At 46.3% G+C, this 21,266-nt stretch carries 25 protein-coding genes; 24 read left to right on the forward strand and 1 reads right to left on the reverse strand.

Annotated elements, in window-relative coordinates; genetic code table 11:
- Positions 1 to 8 precede the first annotated feature (8 nt).
- Positions 9 to 992, forward strand: coding sequence for a tripartite tricarboxylate transporter substrate binding protein (locus EV210_RS12300; protein ID WP_132080749.1), 984 nt, complete (start codon positions 9 to 11; stop codon positions 990 to 992).
- A gap of 61 nt (positions 993 to 1,053) precedes the next feature.
- On the opposite strand, the gene EV210_RS12305 is transcribed toward EV210_RS12300, so the two are convergent.
- The gene (locus tag EV210_RS12305; RefSeq protein ID WP_132080752.1) at positions 1,054 to 1,971 is read right to left on the reverse strand and encodes a choline kinase family protein; all 918 of its coding nucleotides are present in this window, start codon (positions 1,969 to 1,971) and stop codon (positions 1,054 to 1,056) included.
- Positions 1,972 to 2,383: 412 nt separating this feature from the next.
- Between EV210_RS12305 and EV210_RS12310 the strand changes: the two genes are divergently transcribed.
- The 23 genes from EV210_RS12310 to EV210_RS12420 all read left to right on the forward strand — a co-directional run bounded on the left by EV210_RS12310 (position 2,384) and on the right by EV210_RS12420 (position 21,250).
- Entirely contained in the window at positions 2,384 to 2,683 is a 300-nt protein-coding gene (locus EV210_RS12310; RefSeq protein ID WP_132080755.1) for a BMC domain-containing protein, read from the forward strand.
- A 29-nt stretch (positions 2,684 to 2,712) separates the two neighbouring features.
- Positions 2,713 to 3,003: a BMC domain-containing protein gene (locus EV210_RS12315; protein ID WP_132080758.1), complete on the forward strand. Its 291-nt coding sequence runs from the start codon at positions 2,713 to 2,715 to the stop codon at positions 3,001 to 3,003.
- A 9-nt stretch (positions 3,004 to 3,012) separates the two neighbouring features.
- Positions 3,013 to 4,503: an acetaldehyde dehydrogenase (acetylating) gene (locus EV210_RS12320; RefSeq protein WP_132080761.1), complete on the forward strand. Its 1,491-nt coding sequence runs from the start codon at positions 3,013 to 3,015 to the stop codon at positions 4,501 to 4,503.
- Positions 4,504 to 4,575: 72 nt separating this feature from the next.
- Positions 4,576 to 7,119 carry a choline trimethylamine-lyase gene (cutC, locus tag EV210_RS12325; protein ID WP_132080764.1) on the forward strand — a complete coding sequence of 848 codons (2,544 nt, stop codon included), beginning with the start codon at positions 4,576 to 4,578 and terminating at the stop codon, positions 7,117 to 7,119.
- A 76-nt stretch (positions 7,120 to 7,195) separates the two neighbouring features.
- Positions 7,196 to 8,206, forward strand: coding sequence for a DMT family transporter (locus EV210_RS12330; protein ID WP_132080767.1), 1,011 nt, complete (start codon positions 7,196 to 7,198; stop codon positions 8,204 to 8,206).
- A complete protein-coding gene (locus EV210_RS12335) occupies positions 8,206 to 8,523 on the forward strand; it encodes a hypothetical protein (RefSeq protein ID WP_207900718.1) in 318 nt (105 codons plus the stop codon). Before EV210_RS12330 ends, EV210_RS12335 begins: the two co-directional genes overlap by 1 nt.
- Positions 8,524 to 8,535: 12 nt before the next feature.
- Positions 8,536 to 9,519, forward strand: coding sequence for a choline TMA-lyase-activating enzyme (gene cutD / locus EV210_RS12340; RefSeq protein ID WP_132080770.1), 984 nt, complete (start codon positions 8,536 to 8,538; stop codon positions 9,517 to 9,519).
- 23 nt (positions 9,520 to 9,542) lie between these two features.
- The gene (gene eutS / locus EV210_RS12345; protein ID WP_132080773.1) at positions 9,543 to 9,893 is read left to right on the forward strand and encodes an ethanolamine utilization microcompartment protein EutS; all 351 of its coding nucleotides are present in this window, start codon (positions 9,543 to 9,545) and stop codon (positions 9,891 to 9,893) included.
- Positions 9,890 to 10,357, forward strand: a complete 468-nt coding sequence (locus tag EV210_RS12350) for a EutP/PduV family microcompartment system protein (RefSeq protein WP_132080776.1) — start codon at positions 9,890 to 9,892, stop codon at positions 10,355 to 10,357. Before eutS ends, EV210_RS12350 begins: the two co-directional genes overlap by 4 nt.
- A gap of 74 nt (positions 10,358 to 10,431) precedes the next feature.
- The gene (locus tag EV210_RS12355; RefSeq protein WP_132080778.1) at positions 10,432 to 11,085 is read left to right on the forward strand and encodes a cobalamin adenosyltransferase; all 654 of its coding nucleotides are present in this window, start codon (positions 10,432 to 10,434) and stop codon (positions 11,083 to 11,085) included.
- Positions 11,073 to 11,915: an ethanolamine utilization protein EutJ gene (gene eutJ, locus EV210_RS12360; protein WP_132080781.1), complete on the forward strand. Its 843-nt coding sequence runs from the start codon at positions 11,073 to 11,075 to the stop codon at positions 11,913 to 11,915. Before EV210_RS12355 ends, eutJ begins: the two co-directional genes overlap by 13 nt.
- A gap of 15 nt (positions 11,916 to 11,930) precedes the next feature.
- Positions 11,931 to 12,233, forward strand: a complete 303-nt coding sequence (locus EV210_RS12365; RefSeq protein WP_132080784.1) for a BMC domain-containing protein — start codon at positions 11,931 to 11,933, stop codon at positions 12,231 to 12,233.
- A 5-nt stretch (positions 12,234 to 12,238) separates the two neighbouring features.
- A complete protein-coding gene (locus EV210_RS12370) occupies positions 12,239 to 12,499 on the forward strand; it encodes a EutN/CcmL family microcompartment protein (RefSeq protein WP_132080787.1) in 261 nt (86 codons plus the stop codon).
- A gap of 21 nt (positions 12,500 to 12,520) precedes the next feature.
- Positions 12,521 to 13,858: a 4Fe-4S dicluster domain-containing protein gene (locus tag EV210_RS12375; protein ID WP_132080790.1), complete on the forward strand. Its 1,338-nt coding sequence runs from the start codon at positions 12,521 to 12,523 to the stop codon at positions 13,856 to 13,858.
- The gene (locus tag EV210_RS12380) at positions 13,851 to 14,399 is read left to right on the forward strand and encodes a BMC domain-containing protein (RefSeq protein WP_132080793.1); all 549 of its coding nucleotides are present in this window, start codon (positions 13,851 to 13,853) and stop codon (positions 14,397 to 14,399) included. Before EV210_RS12375 ends, EV210_RS12380 begins: the two co-directional genes overlap by 8 nt.
- A 49-nt stretch (positions 14,400 to 14,448) precedes the next feature.
- A complete protein-coding gene (locus EV210_RS12385; RefSeq protein ID WP_132080796.1) occupies positions 14,449 to 15,108 on the forward strand; it encodes a cupin domain-containing protein in 660 nt (219 codons plus the stop codon).
- 8 nt (positions 15,109 to 15,116) lie between these two features.
- The gene (locus tag EV210_RS23500) at positions 15,117 to 15,713 is read left to right on the forward strand and encodes a BMC domain-containing protein (RefSeq protein ID WP_207900719.1); all 597 of its coding nucleotides are present in this window, start codon (positions 15,117 to 15,119) and stop codon (positions 15,711 to 15,713) included.
- A gap of 62 nt (positions 15,714 to 15,775) precedes the next feature.
- The gene (locus EV210_RS12395; protein ID WP_207900720.1) at positions 15,776 to 17,266 is read left to right on the forward strand and encodes an acetaldehyde dehydrogenase (acetylating); all 1,491 of its coding nucleotides are present in this window, start codon (positions 15,776 to 15,778) and stop codon (positions 17,264 to 17,266) included.
- A gap of 8 nt (positions 17,267 to 17,274) precedes the next feature.
- Entirely contained in the window at positions 17,275 to 17,916 is a 642-nt protein-coding gene (locus tag EV210_RS12400; protein ID WP_132080799.1) for a phosphate propanoyltransferase, read from the forward strand.
- Between the two features lie 21 nt (positions 17,917 to 17,937).
- Entirely contained in the window at positions 17,938 to 18,228 is a 291-nt protein-coding gene (eutM, locus tag EV210_RS12405) for an ethanolamine utilization microcompartment protein EutM (RefSeq protein WP_132080802.1), read from the forward strand.
- A 304-nt stretch (positions 18,229 to 18,532) separates the two neighbouring features.
- The gene (locus tag EV210_RS12410; RefSeq protein WP_207900721.1) at positions 18,533 to 19,738 is read left to right on the forward strand and encodes a histidine kinase; all 1,206 of its coding nucleotides are present in this window, start codon (positions 18,533 to 18,535) and stop codon (positions 19,736 to 19,738) included.
- Between the two features lies 1 nt (position 19,739).
- The gene (locus EV210_RS12415; RefSeq protein ID WP_132080808.1) at positions 19,740 to 20,492 is read left to right on the forward strand and encodes a response regulator transcription factor; all 753 of its coding nucleotides are present in this window, start codon (positions 19,740 to 19,742) and stop codon (positions 20,490 to 20,492) included.
- A gap of 254 nt (positions 20,493 to 20,746) precedes the next feature.
- Positions 20,747 to 21,250 (forward strand): hypothetical protein, encoded by a 504-nt coding sequence (locus tag EV210_RS12420; RefSeq protein WP_243650535.1) that lies wholly within the window; start codon positions 20,747 to 20,749, stop codon positions 21,248 to 21,250.
- Positions 21,251 to 21,266 lie beyond the last annotated feature (16 nt).

Genomic DNA, 21,266 nt, shown 5'->3' on the forward strand with positions numbered 1-21,266 from the left:
GAGAGAGTATGTGGACAAGAAAAAAGACGGGCTATTTGCTGATTGCTATATTTTTGGTGGCAGCTTTAATCAGCGGCTGCGCCAAAAAAGAGACTGCTGCCGTGAGTAAGTATCCGGATAAGCCTGTCGATATGATTATCGCATTTACTGCAGGAGGCTCAAGCGATGTTCAGGCACGAATTGTTGAGAAATACTGGAAACAGGAATTTGGCAATACCTTGGTTTTTCAATATAAAGTGGGTGCCGGGGGCCAGGTTGGTTTTACCGAATTAGCGAAAGCACGGGCAGATGGATATACGGTAGGGGGCGTAAATTATCCTCACATTGTTCTCCAGGCATTAAGTCCTCAGGCAACTTTCAGTAAAGATGACTTTGTTGCAATTGCACAGGTTGTCAATGATCCGCAAATCATTGCAGTCCGCAAGGAAAGCTCCATTAAAAATTTAAATGAACTGCTTGCTGCGGCCAAGGCTAATGAAGGAAAGCTCACGCTGGGGATTGTCGGTACTTATTCGGGCCATCATGTGGCTGCTTTAAAATTTATGGATCTGACAGGTACAAAATATTCCTTAGTTACCTTCCAGGGAGCAGCGGATCAAAATATTGCCCTGCTAGGGGGACATATTGATGTTATGGTGGGCAATCTGAACGATGTCATGCGGGATATTGATAAGTTTACAATTCTGGGGATTGCTGCTGATAAACGGCATCCCTATATTAAGGATGTTCCTACCTTTAAAGAGCAGAATGTAAACTTTGTGGCCGATATTCGCAGGGGATTTTCTGTTCCTAAGAATACCGATCCACTGGTAGTTAAACGCTTGCGGGATGGCTTTGCCAAGATTGCCGTCAACAAAGAATATTTGGCCGATATGGAAAAAATCGGACAGCCGAGTGAATATTTGTCCGGTGAAGAGTTTCAGAAATATATTGATAGCTATCACAATGATGCCAAAGCAATTCTGGAAAAATACGGTTTGCTGAAAAAATGATGAGCTGGTAACAAAAGATCCCCCCTGTTCGCTATTATTGCGAACAGGGGGATTTTTTCATTTAACCGCTTGTAACCATATCAGCAAGAGAACAGTGTGGTGATTGGGTTATAAGTTTGCTGTTTTTTCGGAGGCGTTCATACCGTAAACAGCAGTACTCCAGAAAATCATCGCCATTGTAATGACGGATTAACGCCCAGGCGGTCCACAGTAAATCCTGAGCCATCATAAAGCTTTTTAGCTTTATTTCTTCTGCAGGCTGCAATGGCCGGCCAAAATAGTATTGGACCAAACCATGAATGGCATCTTCGGACAGCTTAGACTCCAGTATGTACGCTGCCACATCCCAGCAAGGATCGTTCATGCCCGCATATTCCCAGTCAATCAGGTATGTCCTGCCCGCACTGTCAACGATAAAGTTTTCCGGAACGGTGTCATTATGACAGGGGACTAAGCTGGCAATTTTCACATTATCTTGCACAAAACTGACTAACTGATTTTTCAGATCGGGATAATCAAAAAAAAGTTCCCCGCCCAGCTGTCGGATAAGTTTTTCATATTTAGCCAATTCCACTTGCCAGTCAAAACAATTAGCAAAATGCTGGGGAATGGAATGAATCTGTTTCATCAGCCTTGATACGGCGGCCAGGTTTTGGGGAGAAGCGGGATTGGCGCAAGCCATATTTTTGCTGTCTGTTATATAGGTGCTGACTTTAATGCCGCTGTCTTCATCAAAGTAAATGCAGTGGGAGTTTACACCGTAGGCCGAGGCGATAGCATTATTGACTTTCTCCTGTCTGCGGTCAATAATCTGGTCTGTCATGCCGCCAGGCTGTCTGATGACGTATTCGGTTCCGTTAATCTCCTGTATATAGTTATAATTGGTAAGTCCGCCGGCAAAACGGGATTTATCAAATCGTATACTTTCATCCTGAAATACTGCACGCAGTTTTTCCTGTACCAATGCTTCTAGATTCATGGATATAAGCTCCACCAAGTTATAGCAAACTTGGATTTTTACGAATTTTCAATAATTCACTATAGCAGAAAACAGTAACAAAATCAATGTGCAGGCTAGTGTACCAGCGGGCTTATGCCGAGGGAAATATTCCAATAATCTGCTGTTTTATGCCAGCTCTGATTTGCTGGACAGCCGCTGAAAATGCCGTTTGTCAATATTGTACAAGTAAGTCGTTTTTGTGCAATAAGTCGCTTGGTAGTAACAATGATAATGCTAATTTTATATATTGATTTTTCAAAAAAAATAAATTTAACTGTAGTATTATAAAAAACGAAATTATCAGTTAATTGGTTTTAACAAGAAAAATAATACACAACGCGAGCAGCACACGTCAGTAAAATAGATCAAAAAAGAAAAGAGGCGGTGCTTTATGGAGTATTTTGGTGAAGAGGCTTTAGGGCTGGTAGAAACAAGAGGCATGGTTCCGGCAATTCAGGCAGCGGATGTTATGTTAAAAGCAGCGGATGTAGTACTTGTTTCGTACGAGAATGTAGGTTCCGGACTTGTAACAATTATGGTAAAGGGCGATGTTGCCGCAGTACGCTCAGCGGTTGAACAGGGCGCTGCTGCTGCTGCTGCCATCGGAGAAATGACAGCAGCTCATGTTATGCCGCGGCCTATCCGCCGGGTGGGGAAAATTGTCTCAAAACATGATATCGACGGCGACTAAATGCTGCATATTCAGGAAGGAGAATCTGTGTGGAGCGAAATGATGCTTTGGGATTTATCGAAACCTACGGTCTGGTATCGGTTTTGGAAGCTGCAGATGCAATGTGCAAGGCGGCAGATGTAGAATTAGTCGGCTATGAGAATGTAGCGTCAGGTTTGATTTCCGTTGTGGTGCGGGGAGATGTGGGAGCAGTAAAAACAGCTGTTGCTGCCGGTGTTAAAGAAGCGAGCAAGGTAGGCCCCATCTATAGTTCCAATGTTATTGCCAGACCTCATGGCGATATTGAGAAAATTATTGCCCGTTATGTGCTTGACTGGTAGGCGTGAGTGATGAACCGAATTGACAATGATTTGCGCTCTATTCAGGAAGCTCGCATTCTTGTGGAAAACGCCCGGGAGGCGCAAAAACTGCTGGCAGCCTATTCCCAGGAAAAGCTGGATCGAATCGTTGCCTGCATGGCTGAAGAGATTGCCCAGCATGCCCGGGAGCTGGCAGTTTTTGCGCAGGAAGAAACAGGATTTGGGAATTGGCACGATAAGTTTATTAAAAATTTATTTACCAGCGAGTTTCTCTATCAGAAGATCAGGGATATGAAAGTCGTCGGTATTATTAGTGAAGATAAGGAAAACAGAACAATGGATATTGGCGTTCCGGTTGGGGTTATTGCCGCTCTGATTCCTTCGACCAATCCGGCCGCTACCACGATTTATAAAACATTGATTGCAATCAAATCAGGCAATGCTATTGTGTTCTCTCCCCATCCGAAAGCACGCAAAACGATAGAAAAGGTACTCGATATTCTGATGCGAACAGCGGAGGAATGTGGTCTGCCATCCGGAGCCATTGCTTATCTGCGGACTGTAACGGTAAGTGGCACCGCTGAGCTGATAAGCCATAAGGATACGGCACTGATTTTGCTTACAGGCGTTCCCAAGCTGGTCCGCTTAGCAAGGCGTTCGGGAAAGCCGGTGATCTGTAGTGGTCCCGGCAATGGACCGGCTTTTATTGAACGTACTGCTGATATCAAAAAAGCTGTACGGGATATTATTGCCAGCCGGACCTTCGATTACGGTATTGTCTCTGCATCAGAGCAATCCATTATTGCTGAAGAATGTATAGCCAATGAAGTTCGGCACGAATTACGGCAAAATGGAGCCTATTTTATGTCCCCTCAGGAAGCACAACAACTCAGCAGCAGCATTTTCCGCTCGGATGGAAGCTTGAATCCTGACTTTGTTGGCAGATCAGCTTCTGAGATTGCCCGGAATGGAGGCTTGTGTATTCCTGCTGATACGAAAGTAATTATTGCAGAACAACAATACGCGTCTGCCGCCAATCCGTATGCACGGGAGAAGTTATGCCCGGTTTTAGCGTTTTACGTGGAAAAAGACTGGCGCTATGCCTGTGAAAAATGCATAGAGCTTTTGCTCAACGAGGGGCGGGGACACACTTTAGTGATTCATTCGAATAATGAACAGGTAATCAGAGAATTTGCTTTAAAAAAACCGGTATCCAGACTACTTGTTAATACCCCCTCCACCTTGGGCGGAATTGGCGCAACGACCAATCTCTTTCCAGCGTTAACATTAGGCTGCGGAGCAGTTGGCGGAGGAATTACTTCCGACAATGTTTCGCCGATGAATTTAATTAATATCCGTAAAGTTGGTTATGGCGTGCGCCGAATAGAGGAAATAGCTCCTGACAAACTGCTGCAGACATCTGATACCGGCTACGATGCCTTGTGCTTTGCGGATCAGCAGACGGCAGACTTACCAGATTTAAATGAGCTGCTAAACAAATTACTCAAGCAGCTTACCTAGGATCAATTTAGCAAGAAGTATTTTAGCAGGCTAACCAGTAGGTGTTAAACAGGCGAAAGGATGGGCAAAAAGTTGAATATTCAAGAATTTACCACTAAATTTGCGGATGCAACAAAGAATTTGTCCCCAGAAGAAACAGCTGCCATTCTGAAATTGTTTCAGGGAATTTCCCGGGAGCTGTCTGCCAATGGACGAAAAGCAAACAGTACGGCTAAATCGCCGGCATATGATGGTGAGATTACAGGGCTTACGCCGCGCCTGGAGAGACTGCGGGAAGCTTACTTAAAAGTCAGGCCCAGTATTAGTGTTTTCCGGGCGCAAGCCTTTACTCAGGTAACGAAAGAACATATGGGGCTGCCTAAAATCCTGCTGAGGGCGAAATGCTTCCGCAAGGCGTGTGAAACAGCCCCACTCGTTATTCAGAAAGATGAACTCATTGTTGGACATCCCTGCGGCAAGCCGAGAGCAGGGGCCGTATCGCCTGATATTGCCTGGCGCTGGATCAGGGATGAATTGGATACAATGGCCTCCAGACCGCAGGATCCGTTTGAAATCAGTGAAGAAGACAAGCGGATTTTGCGTGAAGAAATATTCCCTTACTGGGAAGGGAAAAGTCTGGATGAAGCCTGTCAGAAGCAATATGAGGAGGCAGGCGTATGGTCTTTTTCCGGCGAGGCGTTTGTCAGTGATCTTTCGTACCATCAGGTCAATGGGGGTGGTGATACCTGCCCGGGCTATGATGTAATCCTGATTAAAAAGGGGATCGCCGGTGCCCGTCAGGAAGCTGCAGAGAATTTGAGCAAACTCTCGATGGAAAATCCGGATGATCTTGATAAAATTTATTTTTATAAAGCGGAAATCGAAACTTGTGACGGCATTCTGGCTTATGCCAGGCGACTATCTGTCTATGCAAAAGAGTTGGCAGACAGAGAGCAGGACGTAAAACGGCAAAATGAGCTCTATCAGATTGCTGCTATCCTGACGCATGTACCGGCTAATCCTCCCCGTACCTTTCATGAGGCTCTTCAGTCAATCTGGACGCTGGAATCTCTGTTTGTCGTAGAGGAAAATCAGACAGGTATTTCCGTTGGTCGTCTTGATCAATATATCTATCCGATGTTTCAAGCTGATTTGGAAGCAGGCCGCATGAACAAACTGGAAGCTTTTGAACTTTTAAGCTGCTTCATTATTAAATGCTCCGAAGTCATGTGGCTGTCCAGTGAACTGGGCGCAAAATATTTCGCCGGTTACCAGCCGTTTATTAACTGCACAATAGGTGGGCAGAAGCGGACCGGTGGCGATGCAACCAATGAGCTGACGTATCTGATTATGGATGCTGTGCGCTTCACAAAAATGTATCAGCCGTCACTTGCCTGTCGTATCCACAATCAGTCGCCGCAAAAGTACCTCAAGAAAATTGTTGATGTTGTGAGAGCCGGTCTTGGTTTTCCAGCCTGCCATTTTGACGATACTCACATTAAAATGATGCTGACCAAAGGTTTTTCCATTGAGGATGCCCGGGATTACTGTCTGATGGGCTGCGTCGAGCCACAAAAGTCAGGCCGGATTTATCAGTGGACATCTACCGGTTATACGCAGTGGCCGATTGCTATTGAATTTGTTTTGAACCGTGGCAGGATGAAATGGCATGGCACGATGCAAGGCCTTGATACAGGTGAACTGGCAGATATCAAGACGTATGCCGAATTTGACGAGGCTTGCAAAAAGCAGATTGAGCATATTATCCGGTTATCCGCTGTGGGTACGATAGTCAGTCAGCGGGTGCACCGCGAGCTTGTGCCAAAGCCGCTTATGTCCTTGCTGGTAGAGGGGTGCATGGAAAAAGGAACGGATGTTACGAATGGCGGAGCTCTTGTTAACTGTGGTCCCGGCCTGATTTTTTCGGGGCTTGGAACCTATGCCGATTCTATGGCTGCGATTAAAAAATTGGTCTTTGATGACAAGAAATATACACTGCAGCAAATCAGGGATGCATTGGAAGTCAATTTTACCGGTTATGAAGCTTTGCGGACAGACTGCCTGAATGCTCCCAAATATGGAAATGATGACGATTATGTCGACAGCATCGCATCCGATATTGTGATCTGGACGGAACGAGTCCACAATACCTTTAAGATGCTGTTCTCCCACTTTAGTCATGGCACTTTATCCATTTCTAATAATACCCCGATTGGACAAATTACCGGTGCCACACCCAACGGTCGTTTGGCGTGGATGCCGTTATCCGACGGGATCAGTCCGACCCAGGGAGCCGATAAGCTGGGACCTACTGCGATTATTAAATCTGTCAGTAAGCTGAGCAATGAGTCGATGAGCATCGGTATGGTCCATAATTTTAAATTATTGCGCGGCATTCTGGAAACGCAGGAAGGCGAAAATGGCTTGATTACCTTGCTGAGAACGGCATCCATACTGGGGAACGGTCAAATGCAGTTCAGCTATGTGGACAATGAAGTTTTGAAAAAGGCTCAAATTGAGCCGGATAAGTATAGAGACCTGATTATCCGTGTGGCCGGTTACAGTGCGTACTTTGTCGAGCTGTGCAAGGAAGTACAGGATGAGATCATAAGCCGAACAATTCTGGAGCATTTTTAACTAACCTGTAACAGGCTCAGTATCATAAGGCAGCAGTCTTTTGATACGGAGCATACACGGAGGGGAGCGTTTCTCGATGAATACAATGGTAAATCACACGGCTCTTGCTATGAAACGGAAGCTTGATGCCAACTTTGACAGGAAAGGCGTATTAATCGGCCTGTTCAGCGGCGGTACCTGGGGCATTAACAATGTGGTTCTGGGACTGGCTTTGACGCTTGTGCCAGCAATGGGTGATAATGCAGCCCTGTATGCGATACCGCTGGCAGCGGCCTGCTTAAATGATACGCTGGCCGGAGTATGGCTGCTTTTCTATAACTGCTGGGCCGGTCGTTTTCAGGAAATTATTCGCAGCCTGAAAACTGTTCCCGGGCTGATGGTCTGCGTAGCTGCCCTGCTGGGAGGGCCGGTGGCAAACAGCGGCTATCTGCTGGGGATATCCATGGCAGGGCCTGCCTATGCACTGACCATTACCGCTTTATATCCTATCATCGGCGCCATTCTTTCCCGCATTTTTCTCAAGCAGCACATTCTGCCCCGCGTGTGGGTCGGGATGCTGCTCTCGGTTATTGGTGCAATTATCATTTCTTATGTGCCGCCGGAAGGCGGCAATAATGAGAATTTCTATCTTGGCCTGATGTTTGCCGCATTAGCTGCTTTTGGCTGGGGAGCGGAAGCTGTGCTGGCCGTATTCGGCATGTCCATGATTGATCCGAAAATTGCAATCAATATCCGGGAGCTAACGTCCGGTTTGTGTATTGCCATTTTTATTCTTCCTTTTGTCGGCGGCTGGGCGGTTATCTCTGAAATTGTTGCGCTGCCGGAAACAATCGGCACATTTGCCCTTGCCGGTCTGGCAGCAGGCGTATCCTATCTGGCCTGGTATACAGCTAATAGCAAATGTGGTGTTGCTAAAGGGATGGCGCTAAATGGAACGTATGTCATGTGGGGCGTTATTCTGTCGATTGTTTTTCTGAGTCAGCCGATTACACACAATCTGGCTGTTGGCAGTTTTCTGGTACTAATTGGTGCCACGCTTGTCGCAATTAACCCCAAAGAATTTTTCAATAAGGGTGGGGAGGCATAATGATGGCTGCTCTATTGCCGCTGCGTTTTAGGATGCTGCATTATATTTCGACTGTTGATAAGACCTGTGCCGAGGAGATTATGGCGGCACTGAAAGCGGAATATGGCACGGAGAAGCAATTTACTAAAGCTGTTTTTACTGAACATCTCTTAGATATGAAGGCAAATTTCATTATCGATGATCGTGATGTATTGCTGGACAGTAATGGTGAATTGGTGATCTACTATTCCATTAATGATGAAGGAAAAAGGCTGCTTGCTAAATATCTCCCCAAAAGCTGGCATACGGCAAGTCCGATTTCCACTAGCAGTTGTTAGGGAAGGTACAGGATGAATAGCGAGATCGGCAGCATTTTAGAAAGGAAAGCCCGCATATTTAATGTCCAGAAATATTCCATCTATGATGGGCCGGGTATTAGAACGCTGCTGTTTTTTAAAGGGTGCCCCCTGAGATGCAAATGGTGTTCCAATCCTGAAGGGTTGGAACGCAAATATCAGGTCATGTTCAGTGCCGACTTGTGTATTAACTGCGGCAAGTGCAGCTCGGTGTGTCCCGTTAATATTCACGGTTCGCAGGAGACGGCATTACAAGAACAACTGAACGGACAGCAGGCAGGAGTGCATCAAATCAACCGAGGAATTGCCTGTGCAGGCTGCCGCAAGTGTGAAGCCGTTTGTCCGAAACGGGCGCTGGCGATTGCCGGCACAGATATCAGTATTTCGGAAGCGCTTGATCGTATTCAGCAAGATGCGCTTTTTTACCTTAGCTCGGGAGGGGGAGTCACTCTTGGCGGGGGAGAAGTTAGCGGGCAGTCCGAATTTGCCGCTAACCTGCTGATGGAATGCAAGCGTATGGGCATGCATACCGCCATTGAAACCTGCGGCTATGCGAGACTGGACGCGCTGCTGATGCTGGCACCGTTTACCGACTTATTCCTCTATGATCTGAAACATATTGACCCTGAACAGCATTATGCATTTACAGGAGTGCGCAATGAACGTATTCTCGATAATTTGACTGAACTCATTTGCCGCAAGTATACCGTAAAAGTGCGGATGCCGTTAATCAGGGGCGTAAATGACAGTGCCGATACGATCAGCCGCACGCTTGAATTTCTGCACGCCTTTAGGAAATACAAGAATTTTCAGGGCATAGATTTGCTGCCTTATCACAAATTGGGGGTTAACAAATACAAGCAGCTGGATATGGAGTACGGCTTTGCCGAAGATGGCAGTCTTACGAAAGAACAGCTGGAAAATATCGAGAAACTAATTCGACGGTCTGATTTGCAGGTCAACATTATTCAGCATTAGCAAGCCAAGGACGGAGGGGTGTTATGAGCGCCGATGATGGGGATAAAAAACGCATTATCCAGGAATATGTGCCCGGAAAGCAGGTTACGCTGGCTCACATCATTGCTTCTCCCGTGCAAGAACTCTATGAGCGTCTGGGGATCGAGGAAAGAGGGGCTATCGGAATTTCTACGCTTACTCCCAGTGAAACGGCGATTATTGCTGCAGATATTGCCACAAAAACCTCAAATGTGGAAATTGGTTTTCTGGATCGGTTTACGGGCTCGCTGGTAATCGCCGGTGATGTGGCCAGTGTTGAAGCGGCGATGCTCGCTATTAATGAAACACTGGCAACGTTATTGGGGTTTACACCTGCCAGGATTACGCGGACATGAAAAAGCGGATTATGGTTATTGGTCCCGGTCAGGCGGGCAAAACCAGCCTGTGCAATGTGCTTAATGATTCAGACAGGCCGTTAAAAAAAACACAGGATGTCATTTATGGCAAATATACGATTGATACTCCAGGGGCTTATATTGAGAATGCTTCGATGTACAGATACCTCATAGCAGCGGCTCAGGGGGCCGCTTGTGTGGTCATCCTGGTAGATCAAGCGCGGCCGGTTGAAGTATATCCGCCTGGCTTTGCAAAAGTTTTTACCTGCCCCGTTTTTGGTGTCATTACCAAGGCCGGTACAGCAACGGATAATCAAGACTGGTGCCGGAGTCAGCTGCAAAAAATCGGCGTATATGAACCTTACTTTTCTATTGATTTACCAGCCGGTACAGGTATCAAAGAATTGATGAACTGCCTATTTAAAATACAGGAAATATCGATGGAAAGTGGAGTGTCTTCCTGAAGACTGTTTTGCTTATGGCTTTTATCGTTATTGCCGGGAAATATGCGCAGGTGGTTGGGATAGGAGGGGAAAGCATGAAGTTTGTTACCGAGTCGGAGTTGCGCAGCTTATATAAGCAGAATTCTTTTGATGTATATGTGCTGGAACCGGCTGTTAAGCTTACACCAGGAGCGCGGCAATTTCTTGCAGATAGGCAAGTTGTTGTAAAGCAGTCTGCCGGCTTCGCCAACAGGAGGCCTGGTAGCCTGCCCTGCCTGCCGGCTGCTGGTAATTGGTGTGTACAGAGGCTGCGCCGGAGGATCGAAGCAGTTCATTCTTTATTTTTGCTTACGGCTGTTGAACTGCTTTTAGCCGGTGATTCTTCGTTATCAGCAGAAGTTTTGCATGTGGCCCACTATTTCCGTACTATTCAGAAGGCCGAACTGGAGCAGACTGCACCGGGGCGGATTCAATTCCAGAACTGGACAGAAGAAGAAATCCGGAACAACCTCCGGCATGAGGAAATTGGTGAGTTTCATGTGAGACTGAAAAATGGCAAAGAAATTATCCTGCTCCATCACTTGCGGGCTTCGCTCCAGGAAATTGAGCCGCTGCTGCTGGAATGTTACTGGGATGAAGGGCAGCAGGGTTGTACACGGCAAGACGTGCTTGATGCGCTAAATTTGCTTGGTGCAAGCCTTACTAGGATGATTAAAAAGTGTCTGGGAGGACAGCAATGGAATCCGTAAATTCAGCATTTCGATTTTGCAATCAACTTGTTCACGCTTTTGAACAAGCTGTTGCCACCCCCAAAGTAACAAAGTCCAAAGTGTACTACACGGGCGTTGACCTGGGAACCGCGTATATTGTCCTGGCCGTCCTTGATGAAAATTACCAGCCTGTCGCCGGTGCTTACCGGTTTGCCAATGTTATCAAAGATGGTATGGTTGTGGACTATATCGGTGCTATGCGCATCGTAAGAGAGCTGAAGCAGGAGCTTGAACATAAACTTGGCGCCGAACTGGTTTATGCGGCAGCGGCGCTGCCGCCGGGAACTTTTTCCCTTGATGGAGGAGCGATTCGGCATGTGGTACAGGGAGCCGGATTTGAAATAACCGGCCTGCTTGATGAGCCGACGGCGGCGAATGCCGTACTGAAGCTGCAAAATGGTGCGATTGTTGACATCGGTGGTGGTACCACAGGAATTGCGGTCTTAAAAGAGGGCGAGGTTATTTATGTTGCCGATGAGGCTACCGGCGGAACTCACTTTTCCCTTGTTATATCAGGTGCTTACAAGCTGAGTTTTGAGGATGCCGACCAGTATAAGCGTGATTTTAACAATCATAAGGAACTGCTGCCTATTTTGAGGCCGGTTATTGAAAAAGTTTCGTCGATTATCAGCCGTCATATCAGCCCATACGCGGTAAAAGAAATTTATCTAGTTGGCGGAACCTGCTGCATGAGTGGAATCGAAGAGATTATTGCCAGGCAAACGGGTGTGCCTACATTTAAACCACACAATCCCTTATTTGTAACACCATTGGGAATTGCATTGAATTGTACCCAGCAAATCCTATAGACGGAGGGTCTATACATGGAGTACCGGATAATCAAATCTCCTTCACCAGGAACAATGGATATTCTGCTACGGCGAAAGAGTTCTCCTTCCACTAATACGGACAGAAGCTATGCTGCGGTAGGGTTGGTTCAAGGGCGGCTGATTGATATGGTGGTTGCTGCCGATATTGCAGAAAAAGCGGCAGGAGTGGTCGTTGAAGATATAAAGGGGCATTGTCCGCAAAATCTGATTATGCTTGCCATTTTTGGTGATACTGCGTCAGTCGAAGCGGCCATGGAAGACATTAAAAAGAAAACTGAAATGACCCAAGGCAGGTGAACGAAATGATAGCTGCTAAAATCATCGATACTGTTTGGGCAACGAGAAAAGCAGATTCGCTGGTGGGACTGAAATTTATGCTGGTAGAAGTTCTTGGCGGCTTAGATGCTGGCCGTATGCTGATTGCTGCCGATACGATTGGCGCCGGTATTGGGGAACGTGTGCTTGTCTCAACCGGCAGCTCAGCCAGGAAAATGCTGGACAGGGACAATGTGCCTATTGACGCTGTTATTGTAGGCATCATTGATGAAGACTGTATGTTTTAAACAAAGGGGAGGTGGAGAAATTTGGATCTGCTGAACGTAATCAAAGCGGCAGGGATTATTGGGGCGGGAGGAGCCGGATTTCCTACTTATGCTAAGCTGACTTCCAAAGCGGAGTATATATTGCTGAATGGAGCAGAATGTGAACCGCTCTTGCGTGTTGACCAGCAGTTGCTCGAACAGTTTCCCGATAAAATCATTACAGGTTTGGAGGCTGCGGGAAAAGCGGTTGGTGCCCAGAAAGCCGTTATTGGAATTAAGGGTAAACACAGGGCGGTAATAGCTGTCCTCCGAGAAAGGATTACCGCACTGGGACTTGCCGGTTATATGGAAATTATGGAACTGAGAGATTTTTATCCTGCCGGCGATGAGCAAGTTCTGGTACATGAATTGACCCGGAGAACGGTCCCTGAGGCTTCCATTCCATTAAAAGTTGGCTGTGTAGTGATCAATGCGGAGACAGCTCTGAATATATCCTGTGCTATGGAAGGCAGTCCTGTTATAGAAACGTACCTGACAATTGCCGGAGATATTACCCGGCCGATGACCGTCAAGGTCCCGGTAGGCATAGCTATCCGTGAGGTTATCAGCCAGTGCGGCATAGCCAATATCGAGGACTACACCGTTATTGACGGCGGACCGATGATGGGAACTGTCTTGAAACAGGTTGACGGGTATGTGACCAAAAAAAGCAAAGGCTATATTCTTCTGAAAAAAGATCATTTTCTGATCCGGAAAAAATCCGTAGGGGTCGATCAGGCCAGAGTTATCGGCAGAACGGCCTGTGAACAGTGCCGGATGTGTACCGATTTATGTCCGCGCTATCTTCTGGGGCATAATGTTCAGCCTCATAAGGTTATGCGTGCTTTGAGCTATAACCTGGCAGATATAAAGGAACAGCAAATTGCACAATTGTGCTGTGAATGCAATGCCTGTGAGCTGTTTTCCTGTCCGGCTAATCTTCATCCGAAATCTGTTACTATGCTTTATAAAAAAAAGCTGGCTGAACAGGGGATAAGGTATCAGCCTTCTCAACTGGAAGCGGTAACCCGGCCGGCAAGAGAGTATCGCCTGATTCCCAGTAAACGGTTGGTCGCCAAAATTGGCTTGACTGCTTTTGATAGACCTGCGCCGATGACACACGTTTCTTTTGAGCCTTCCCATATCCGGGTTGCTCTGAATCAGCATATCGGAGCTCCGGCCATACCGGTAGTAGCGGTTGGTGAGCAGGTAAGGGCCGGACAGCTGATTGGAAAAGTTCCGGAGGGCAGTCTGGGCGCTGCTGTTCATTCCAGCTGCGACGGAACAGTAGTTGAACAAGCGGATAACTCTATTGTGATAAAGGTGGTTTCTCATGTATAACGCAATTGGCATGATCGAACTTACGAGTATTGCCCGAGGCATTTATGCTACTGATTTGATGCTAAAAACAGCTTACGTTGAAGTAGTTAGTGCAACCCCTGTCTGCCCGGGAAAATATATCGCGATTGTCCAGGGTGACGTAGCTGCTGTGGAAAGTTCTATTTCTATGGGCATAGAAACGGCAGGAGAATATCTGGTGGACAGCTTTCTTCTTCCTAATGTGCATCCGGCAGTTTTTCCGGCTATAACTGCTACGACTATGCCCGATGGGATGGGTGCATTAGGGATTATGGAAGCATTTTCACTGGCGTCGATGATTATTGCCGCCGACGCGGCGCTCAAGGCCGCAGATGTACAGGCGCTGGAGCTGAGGCTGGGCAGCGGCCTTGGTGGAAAGGCTTACTTTACGTTTACCGGTGATGTTGCCGCAGTTAATGCCGGTATTGAGGCGGGAAAAGCCGTTGTGCTCGAAAAAGGACTGTTAGTAGATATCGAAGTTATTCCGGCTCCTGCCGCAAAATTGTGGACAGCGCTGTTTTAACGCTTTATATGAGTCAATTCTAGTAAAAGGAGTAAAAGGAGGTGCTAAATTGAAAAAACTTGTTTGTGCAAGCGAAGTCGAAGCGGCGGTAAAAACGGGGCAAAAAGCAGTCCATATCGACTGCAACACGATTATTACTCCTGCCGCCAAGGATGCTGCCAGAGAACTGGGGGTATTGTTCACTGCGGCTCAGACAGACCAAGAGGCTGGTGGGGCGCAGCAGGAAAGCAGGTCGGAGGTTAAGTTCGACAGAGAGGTAATCTGTCAGGTCGTAAAAGCAGTGTTAGCCAGCCAGCTGCTGTCTGGCAGGCCCGCTTTTTCACCTCCCTATCTTTCTGAAACTGAGCTTAAAAGCGGAGTGAAGATAATCCGCGGCAGAACAGTTCAGTTTGAGAACTTCGATACGGGTAATCCCGCAGCTAATGTGGCCTGCCGGGAAGTAATCGGAAAATCTGAATCGCAAATGAGTGCCGGTTTTTTGACAATTGAACAGTCCAGTTTTGATTGGGAACTGAGCTATGAAGAAATTGATGTTATCCTCGAAGGAAGCCTGTCTGTAACTATTAACGGTGTAACTCAGCATGCAGCACAGGGCGATGTCCTGTTTATTCCAAAGGGGACCAAAATCACCTGGAGTGCTGCCAGCTATGTCAAGCTTTTCTATGTAACTTATCCGGCAAACTGGGCTGAGCTTATGTCCGGACACTAGGAGGCTGAATGATGCTGGCATTAGGCTTAGTTGAAACCAAGGGGCTGCTGCCTGCTATTGAAGCGGCTGATGTTATGCTGAAAACCGCGCAAGTGGAACTTGTAGGGAAAACATTGGCAGGCGGCGGTCTGGTGACGATAATTGTATCCGGCGATGTAGGCGCCGTTCAGGCAGCCGTAGAGGCGGCAGTTGCAGCGGTTGAAAAGCTTGGGCCGTCATCACTCTTATCCCGGCATATTATTCCCAGGCCTCATCAAGAGCTGGAGCAGATAATTACCGTCAGAGCAGACCCTGTTGAGGCACAGCCTTCTGCTGGGCTGACAGCAGAAACTGTCCGGTTCTCTACAACGGCTGCAATACTGCATAATACCCCTCCTGTGGAAGAATTGCAGCAATTTCATAAGCCGCAGGCAGATGCTTTTGTACGGGAATTCGGTCTTGCAAAACTAATGGCTGCTCTCAGTTTGCTTTCCGTAGTGAAGCTCCGCAATCTGGCAAGGGAGTATAAAGAGCTCGGCATAGCAGGCCGGGCAATATCCAAAGCCAACAAAGACTTGCTGCTTGAACAGTTGAAGGAGCATTACGAGGGGAGGGGTGAGACGTAATTTGTGTGCAGTACGATGAAAATGCAGCTGCCATACTGACTAGCCGGTATGGGAGACGGAGGGTGAACACTAGAGTGGAAAACTATGATTATGATTTGCAGTCTGTGCAGGAGACCAGAAGCTTGGCACGACTGGGCAAGCAGGCACAAACGGAGCTTGCAAAATTGAATTGCGAGCAGATTGATCGAATCATCCGTAATATGGTGAAGGCAGCAGAAGAAAACGCTGTTTCCCTGGCCAAAATGGCTGTTGAAGAAACTGGGTTCGGCAAAGTGGAAGATAAGATTTTCAAGAATCGCTTTGCCTCTAGCGAACTTTATGAATTTATCAAGCCAATGAAAACAATTGGCATTATTAAAGAAGATAAGATCAATAAGATGATGGAAATTGCCGAACCGGTGGGTCTGCTGATGGGAATTATTCCGTCTACAAACCCTACCTCAACGGCTATTTATAAGTCGATTATTGCCATTAAATCGCGTAACGGAATTGTATTTTCCCCTCATCCATCGGCAGTAAAATGTACGCTGCAGGCAGCACGGCTAATGAATGAAGCCGCTGTAGCAGCCGGTGCTCCTGCCAATAGTATTGGCTGCATTGCAAAGCCCTCGATGGAGGCTACGAATGAACTGATGAAATGCGATGAAATTGCCATGATCATCGCGACCGGCGGAGCAGCAATGGTGAAGGCGGCGTATAGTGCGGGCAAACCGGCTCTGGGAGTAGGGCCGGGCAATGTTCCGGCCTATATAGAAAGAAGTGCAAACATACCGAAGGCCGTTAGCAATATCATCGCCAGCAAGACCTTTGATAATGGTACTATTTGTGCATCAGAGCAATCCGTTATTGTGGAAGAATGTATCAGAGAACAAGTGATGGAAGAATTCAGGCGCCAGGGCGGTTATTTTATGACTCCGGCTGAAACTGAGCAGGTAGCCCAGAAATTGTTTGTGCGCGGTCATGCCATGAATGCCAAAATGGTTGGCAGATCAGCGGAGATTATTGCCAATAGTGCCGGGATTACTGTCCCGCCAGGCACGAAGGTTTTACTGGGGGAACAACAGGGAGTTGGCGAGGGGTATCCCCTGTCTTATGAGAAGCTGACTACCGTACTGGCTTTTTATACGGTGCAGGATTGGCATCAGGCTTGTGAGCTGTGTATCAAGCTATTAAACAACGGTGGTGTGGGCCACAGTCTTTCGATCCATACGGAGACGCCTGAGCTGGCGATTAAATTCTCAGAAAAACCTGTGTTCAGAATATTGGTTAACACTCCTTCCAGTCAGGGCGGTGTTGGTGCCAGTACCGGACTCTCTCCAGCCTTTACACTAGGCTGCGGAACCTGGGGAGGAAGTGCTACTTCCGATAATGTAACTCCGCTTCACTTAATTAATATCAAACGCATTGCTTATGGAATTAAAGATTTTACCGAAACAACAACGGCTTCGTCGCCGCGCTGCTTAGCACCGATCGGCAGTTCGGCGGCAATCAGTGATGATCAAATTATGTCGGCTGTTAATGAAGTCATTTCGCTATTGAGTCAAAAAAGGTGATTACCAGCATGGGAAAATATGATGCTTTAGTAGATCTTCTGTTAGAAGCAATTCAAGAAGGCAAAGCGGGAAATCATGCTGTCAATTCCATACCGGTAGGAATATCCAACCGGCATGTCCATCTTTCGCAAGTTGATTTGGATACGCTCTTTGGCATGGGTTATCAGTTAACAAAAGCCAAGGATTTATCGCAGCCGATGCAGTTTGCCTGCGAGGAGACGCTGACGCTTTGCGGACCTAAAGGAGCAATTGAAAACGTTCGGATCTTAGGGCCGGTACGGCGAGAAACACAGGTGGAAATCCTCCAGGCTGACTGCTTTAAACTCGGAGTAACCGCTCCGGTCAACCTGTCGGGAGATTTGGGGGGGACTCCGGGAATTACGCTGATAGGACCCAAAGGCAGTACATTTCTTTCACAAGGAGTAATCATTGCCCAGCGGCACATTCACATGACACTGGAGGATGCCAGCTGTCTTGGTGTAACTGACGGCGCGCTGGTGTCTATTCAAGTAGAAGGCCTGCGCGGCGGGACTTATACCAATGTTGCCATCAGGGCCAGCAATACTTCGGCGCTGGAATGTCATCTTGATACGGAAGAAGCAAATGCAATGAATCTTACAGCCATATCGACAATAACAATAATAAAATAAAAATTTAGGGAGGCAATAACAATGAGTAAAACAGAAGCTTTAGGATTAATCGAAACAAAAGGGCTGGTCGGTGCAATTGAAGCGGCAGATGCGATGGTGAAGGCAGCCAATGTTTATCTGATCGGCCGCGAATTTGTCGGCGGCGGCTTGGTAACCGTTATGGTAAGAGGCGATGTGGGCGCAATTAAAGCTGCTACCGATGCCGGTGCTGCTGCTGCCCAGCGCGTGGGTGAGCTGATCTCCGTTCATGTGATTCCCCGGCCTCATGGTGACGTAGAAATGATTCTGCCGACTGCCAATAAGCAGGTTTAAATTTAAAATGAGCAGAACATAAGGCACAGGTCAAAATCTTAAGTAAGATTTTGACCTTGGCTTTTCTATTGCTGGACAGAGCCAAACTGGTTGCTATTTACATTTTCAGAAGGGTATTATAAAATAAATTTAATATTTTATATTTTGCGAATGGCAACAAAATTATTGCTGTATCCGTGTTGGTGATCGTTTTCCACTAGTCTTTGCTGCTGGAGACTTGATCCATCTTTTCGGATGCGCTTTCTTTGCATGCCCCCATCAGGCTTTGCTCATCAACAGACAGCCAAGCCAAGAAAAGGAATTTATGGCGAATCGTATGAATAAGACGGAAAATACGTTAAAGCAATTCATGGATGCTAATCTTTACTCCCGCTATAGCGGATTGCTAGCGCTATCCAATATTTCGTTACAACTAATTGATACTAGCGGTGATATTCTGCTGGAATTCAATCCTTCGCCCGATTTTTGCAAATTAATTTGCCAGCACGAGGAATCCCGCATATGTCAGGACTATATTTCCCGGTTAAAGCCAGGCGCAAAGGAGCGGTTTACCTGCCGGCACGGACTGGAGAATATTCTGCTGCCGATCGATAGTAACAATGAAACGCTAGGCTATGTAATTGGTGCACAGGTTTATTCAACCGCTAACGAGTATCGGAAATATCTCATTGATATTATGGCAATTGCCAAAGACCGGAAGCTGAATCCCGAGTTTATTGCTAAATCAGTTGCAGCGATAAAAACAGTAGAAGTGAATAAAATCGAAATTCATGAGCAGCTCTGCCATCATCTTGCTAAAAACGTTTTTTACGACTTTTCGGAAACAATTCATACTACCGATACTGTTATTGCCAGACTTTCCATTGAAAAAGAAATGCTTGAGAAAAAGATTATTGATCTTGAAGCAAAGAATATGTCTTTAGTTATTAATCCGCACTTTTTATTTAACACATTAAACTCAATTGCACGTATTGCTTATTTTGAAAAATCTCATAAAACGGAAGAACTGATTTATTGTCTTTCCGATTTATTGCGGTACAATTTAAAACAAGACGATGATTTGCATACGATCGGTGCCGAGATGGATAATATCGAGAAATATCTCTATATTCAAAAAACTCGGTTTAAAAATCGTCTGGATTACACAATTGAAGTTGCAGAGGACATAAAGCCGCATAGAATTCCGAATATGATCATTCAACCAATTGTTGAGAATGCCGTCATTCATGGCATAACTCCCAAAAGGGGTGGCGGTGTGATCCGGATCACTGCGGAGAAATATAGAAATGATATTAGCATTTCGGTTATGGATAATGGAAACGGTTTTCCTAAAGAGGTATTGCAAACTTTATATCAGCCGGAAACCAAAATGGGCATAGGCTTTCGCAGTACAGACCAGCGTTTGAAGCGTTATTTCGGGGAGCATTATGGATTACGTGTCGTAAAATCGGATTATAGTGGCAGTACCGTTACCATTGCGATCCCTACCAAACCCAATGTGAGGCGATAGTATGAGCGTAGTGTTAATTGTGGAAGATGAATTACTGGAGCTGGAATTCCTGGAATCCATTGTGACCGATCTTCTGCCAAATGATAAGATCCTCACCTGCGAAAGTGGCTTACAGGCTGTAGAACTGGCCAAACAATACCGGCCAGATATTATCGTTATGGATATTCTGATTCCCGAATTGGACGGCCTTAAGGCGATTCGGGAAATAAAAAAATTTCTGCCCCGGGTGCCTGTGATGATTTTATCGGCATATTCCGATTTCTCCTATGCTCAGACAGCGATTCGATTAGGTGTTCAGGAATATTTGCTGAAGCCTATTAAACCGTCAGTCATTAAGCAGGCAGTACATGATTTGCTGGCTGCAGCCTCCGCAAAGGAGGAGGACGATTTTAGTGAGCCTAAGATTAATCAAATTTATTTTATTGAGAAATCAATTAAATACATTCACGATAATTTTAAGCAAAAGCTTCCCTTACAGCTTGTATCATCCTACATATATGTGAATCCGCAGTATTTCAGCCGCATCTTTAAAAAAGAAGTGGGCGTTAATTATATTGATTACGTAAACAATTTAAAGATTGAATATGCCTGTAAACTACTGGAAACGACTAATTATCCTGCTTACCGCATTTCCAGTGAGTGTGGTTTTACCGATCCCTCCTATTTTAATCGTGTTTTTGTCCAGCAGATGAAACTGACTCCTCATGCTTATCGAAGAAAACTGCTATGTGAGCGGGCGGAGAATAACGGCTAAGTTCAGCGAATATGGAGCAAAGGCTCATAATAATACTACTTGAACCAGACGTTCTTTCATAAAGAATGCTGGTTTTTATTTCCTTTCTAGCAGGTTATCTGCTCCTAAAAATACTGTCATGGGGACGGAGCTTTTGACAGTATTCGCTATGCTTGTTATAATAAACGTGCAGTGCAGGTTGCAGTACGCAAAAGTGTGTCGCTGGAACCGTCCCCGTAACAGTGGATGGGGAGTGCTAAAATGAGGTGAATAATGTGATAAAGCATTGGAAACCGTTTGTGATAGGTGCAACGACGATGCTGCTTGTTCTTGCAGGCTTTTATATGTTTTTTCCAACATCACAGAAAAACAGTATTTATCCCTCGGTTCTGCCAAGTGCGGATACAGCTTCGCAGCTGGATGCGGTTACGATTACCCCTTTGCCGACCTTGCGCCTGATCAGGGGAAATGAAGTTCCTTTTGAGGGTAAAGTAGAGCTTAAGCAAACGATAGCCGGACGGTTTGCCCAGAATGTAACGGTTGTCAGCTTTCAGGCTACCGGAGAGCATGCTGAAAAGTCATTACTTAAAATTGTCTGGGAAAATGGAGAGGAAGAAAAACTTTCCCCCGGTACGCTAAATAAGGTTTTTCCGCCTGATAAGCGTGCTGTTGATATTGTGGTAAATGGTTACAGTGTACATGAACGGCGGCTCTTTAAAGACTCCAACCGCAGCGGAACCTTAACCTGGGAAATTCGCTATGAACCTGTTGAACAATAGGACTTGCTAACTAACG

The organism is Anaerospora hongkongensis, from assembly GCF_004339805.1.
In the GTDB taxonomy this organism is placed as follows: domain Bacteria; phylum Bacillota; class Negativicutes; order Sporomusales; family DSM-15969; genus Anaerospora; species Anaerospora hongkongensis.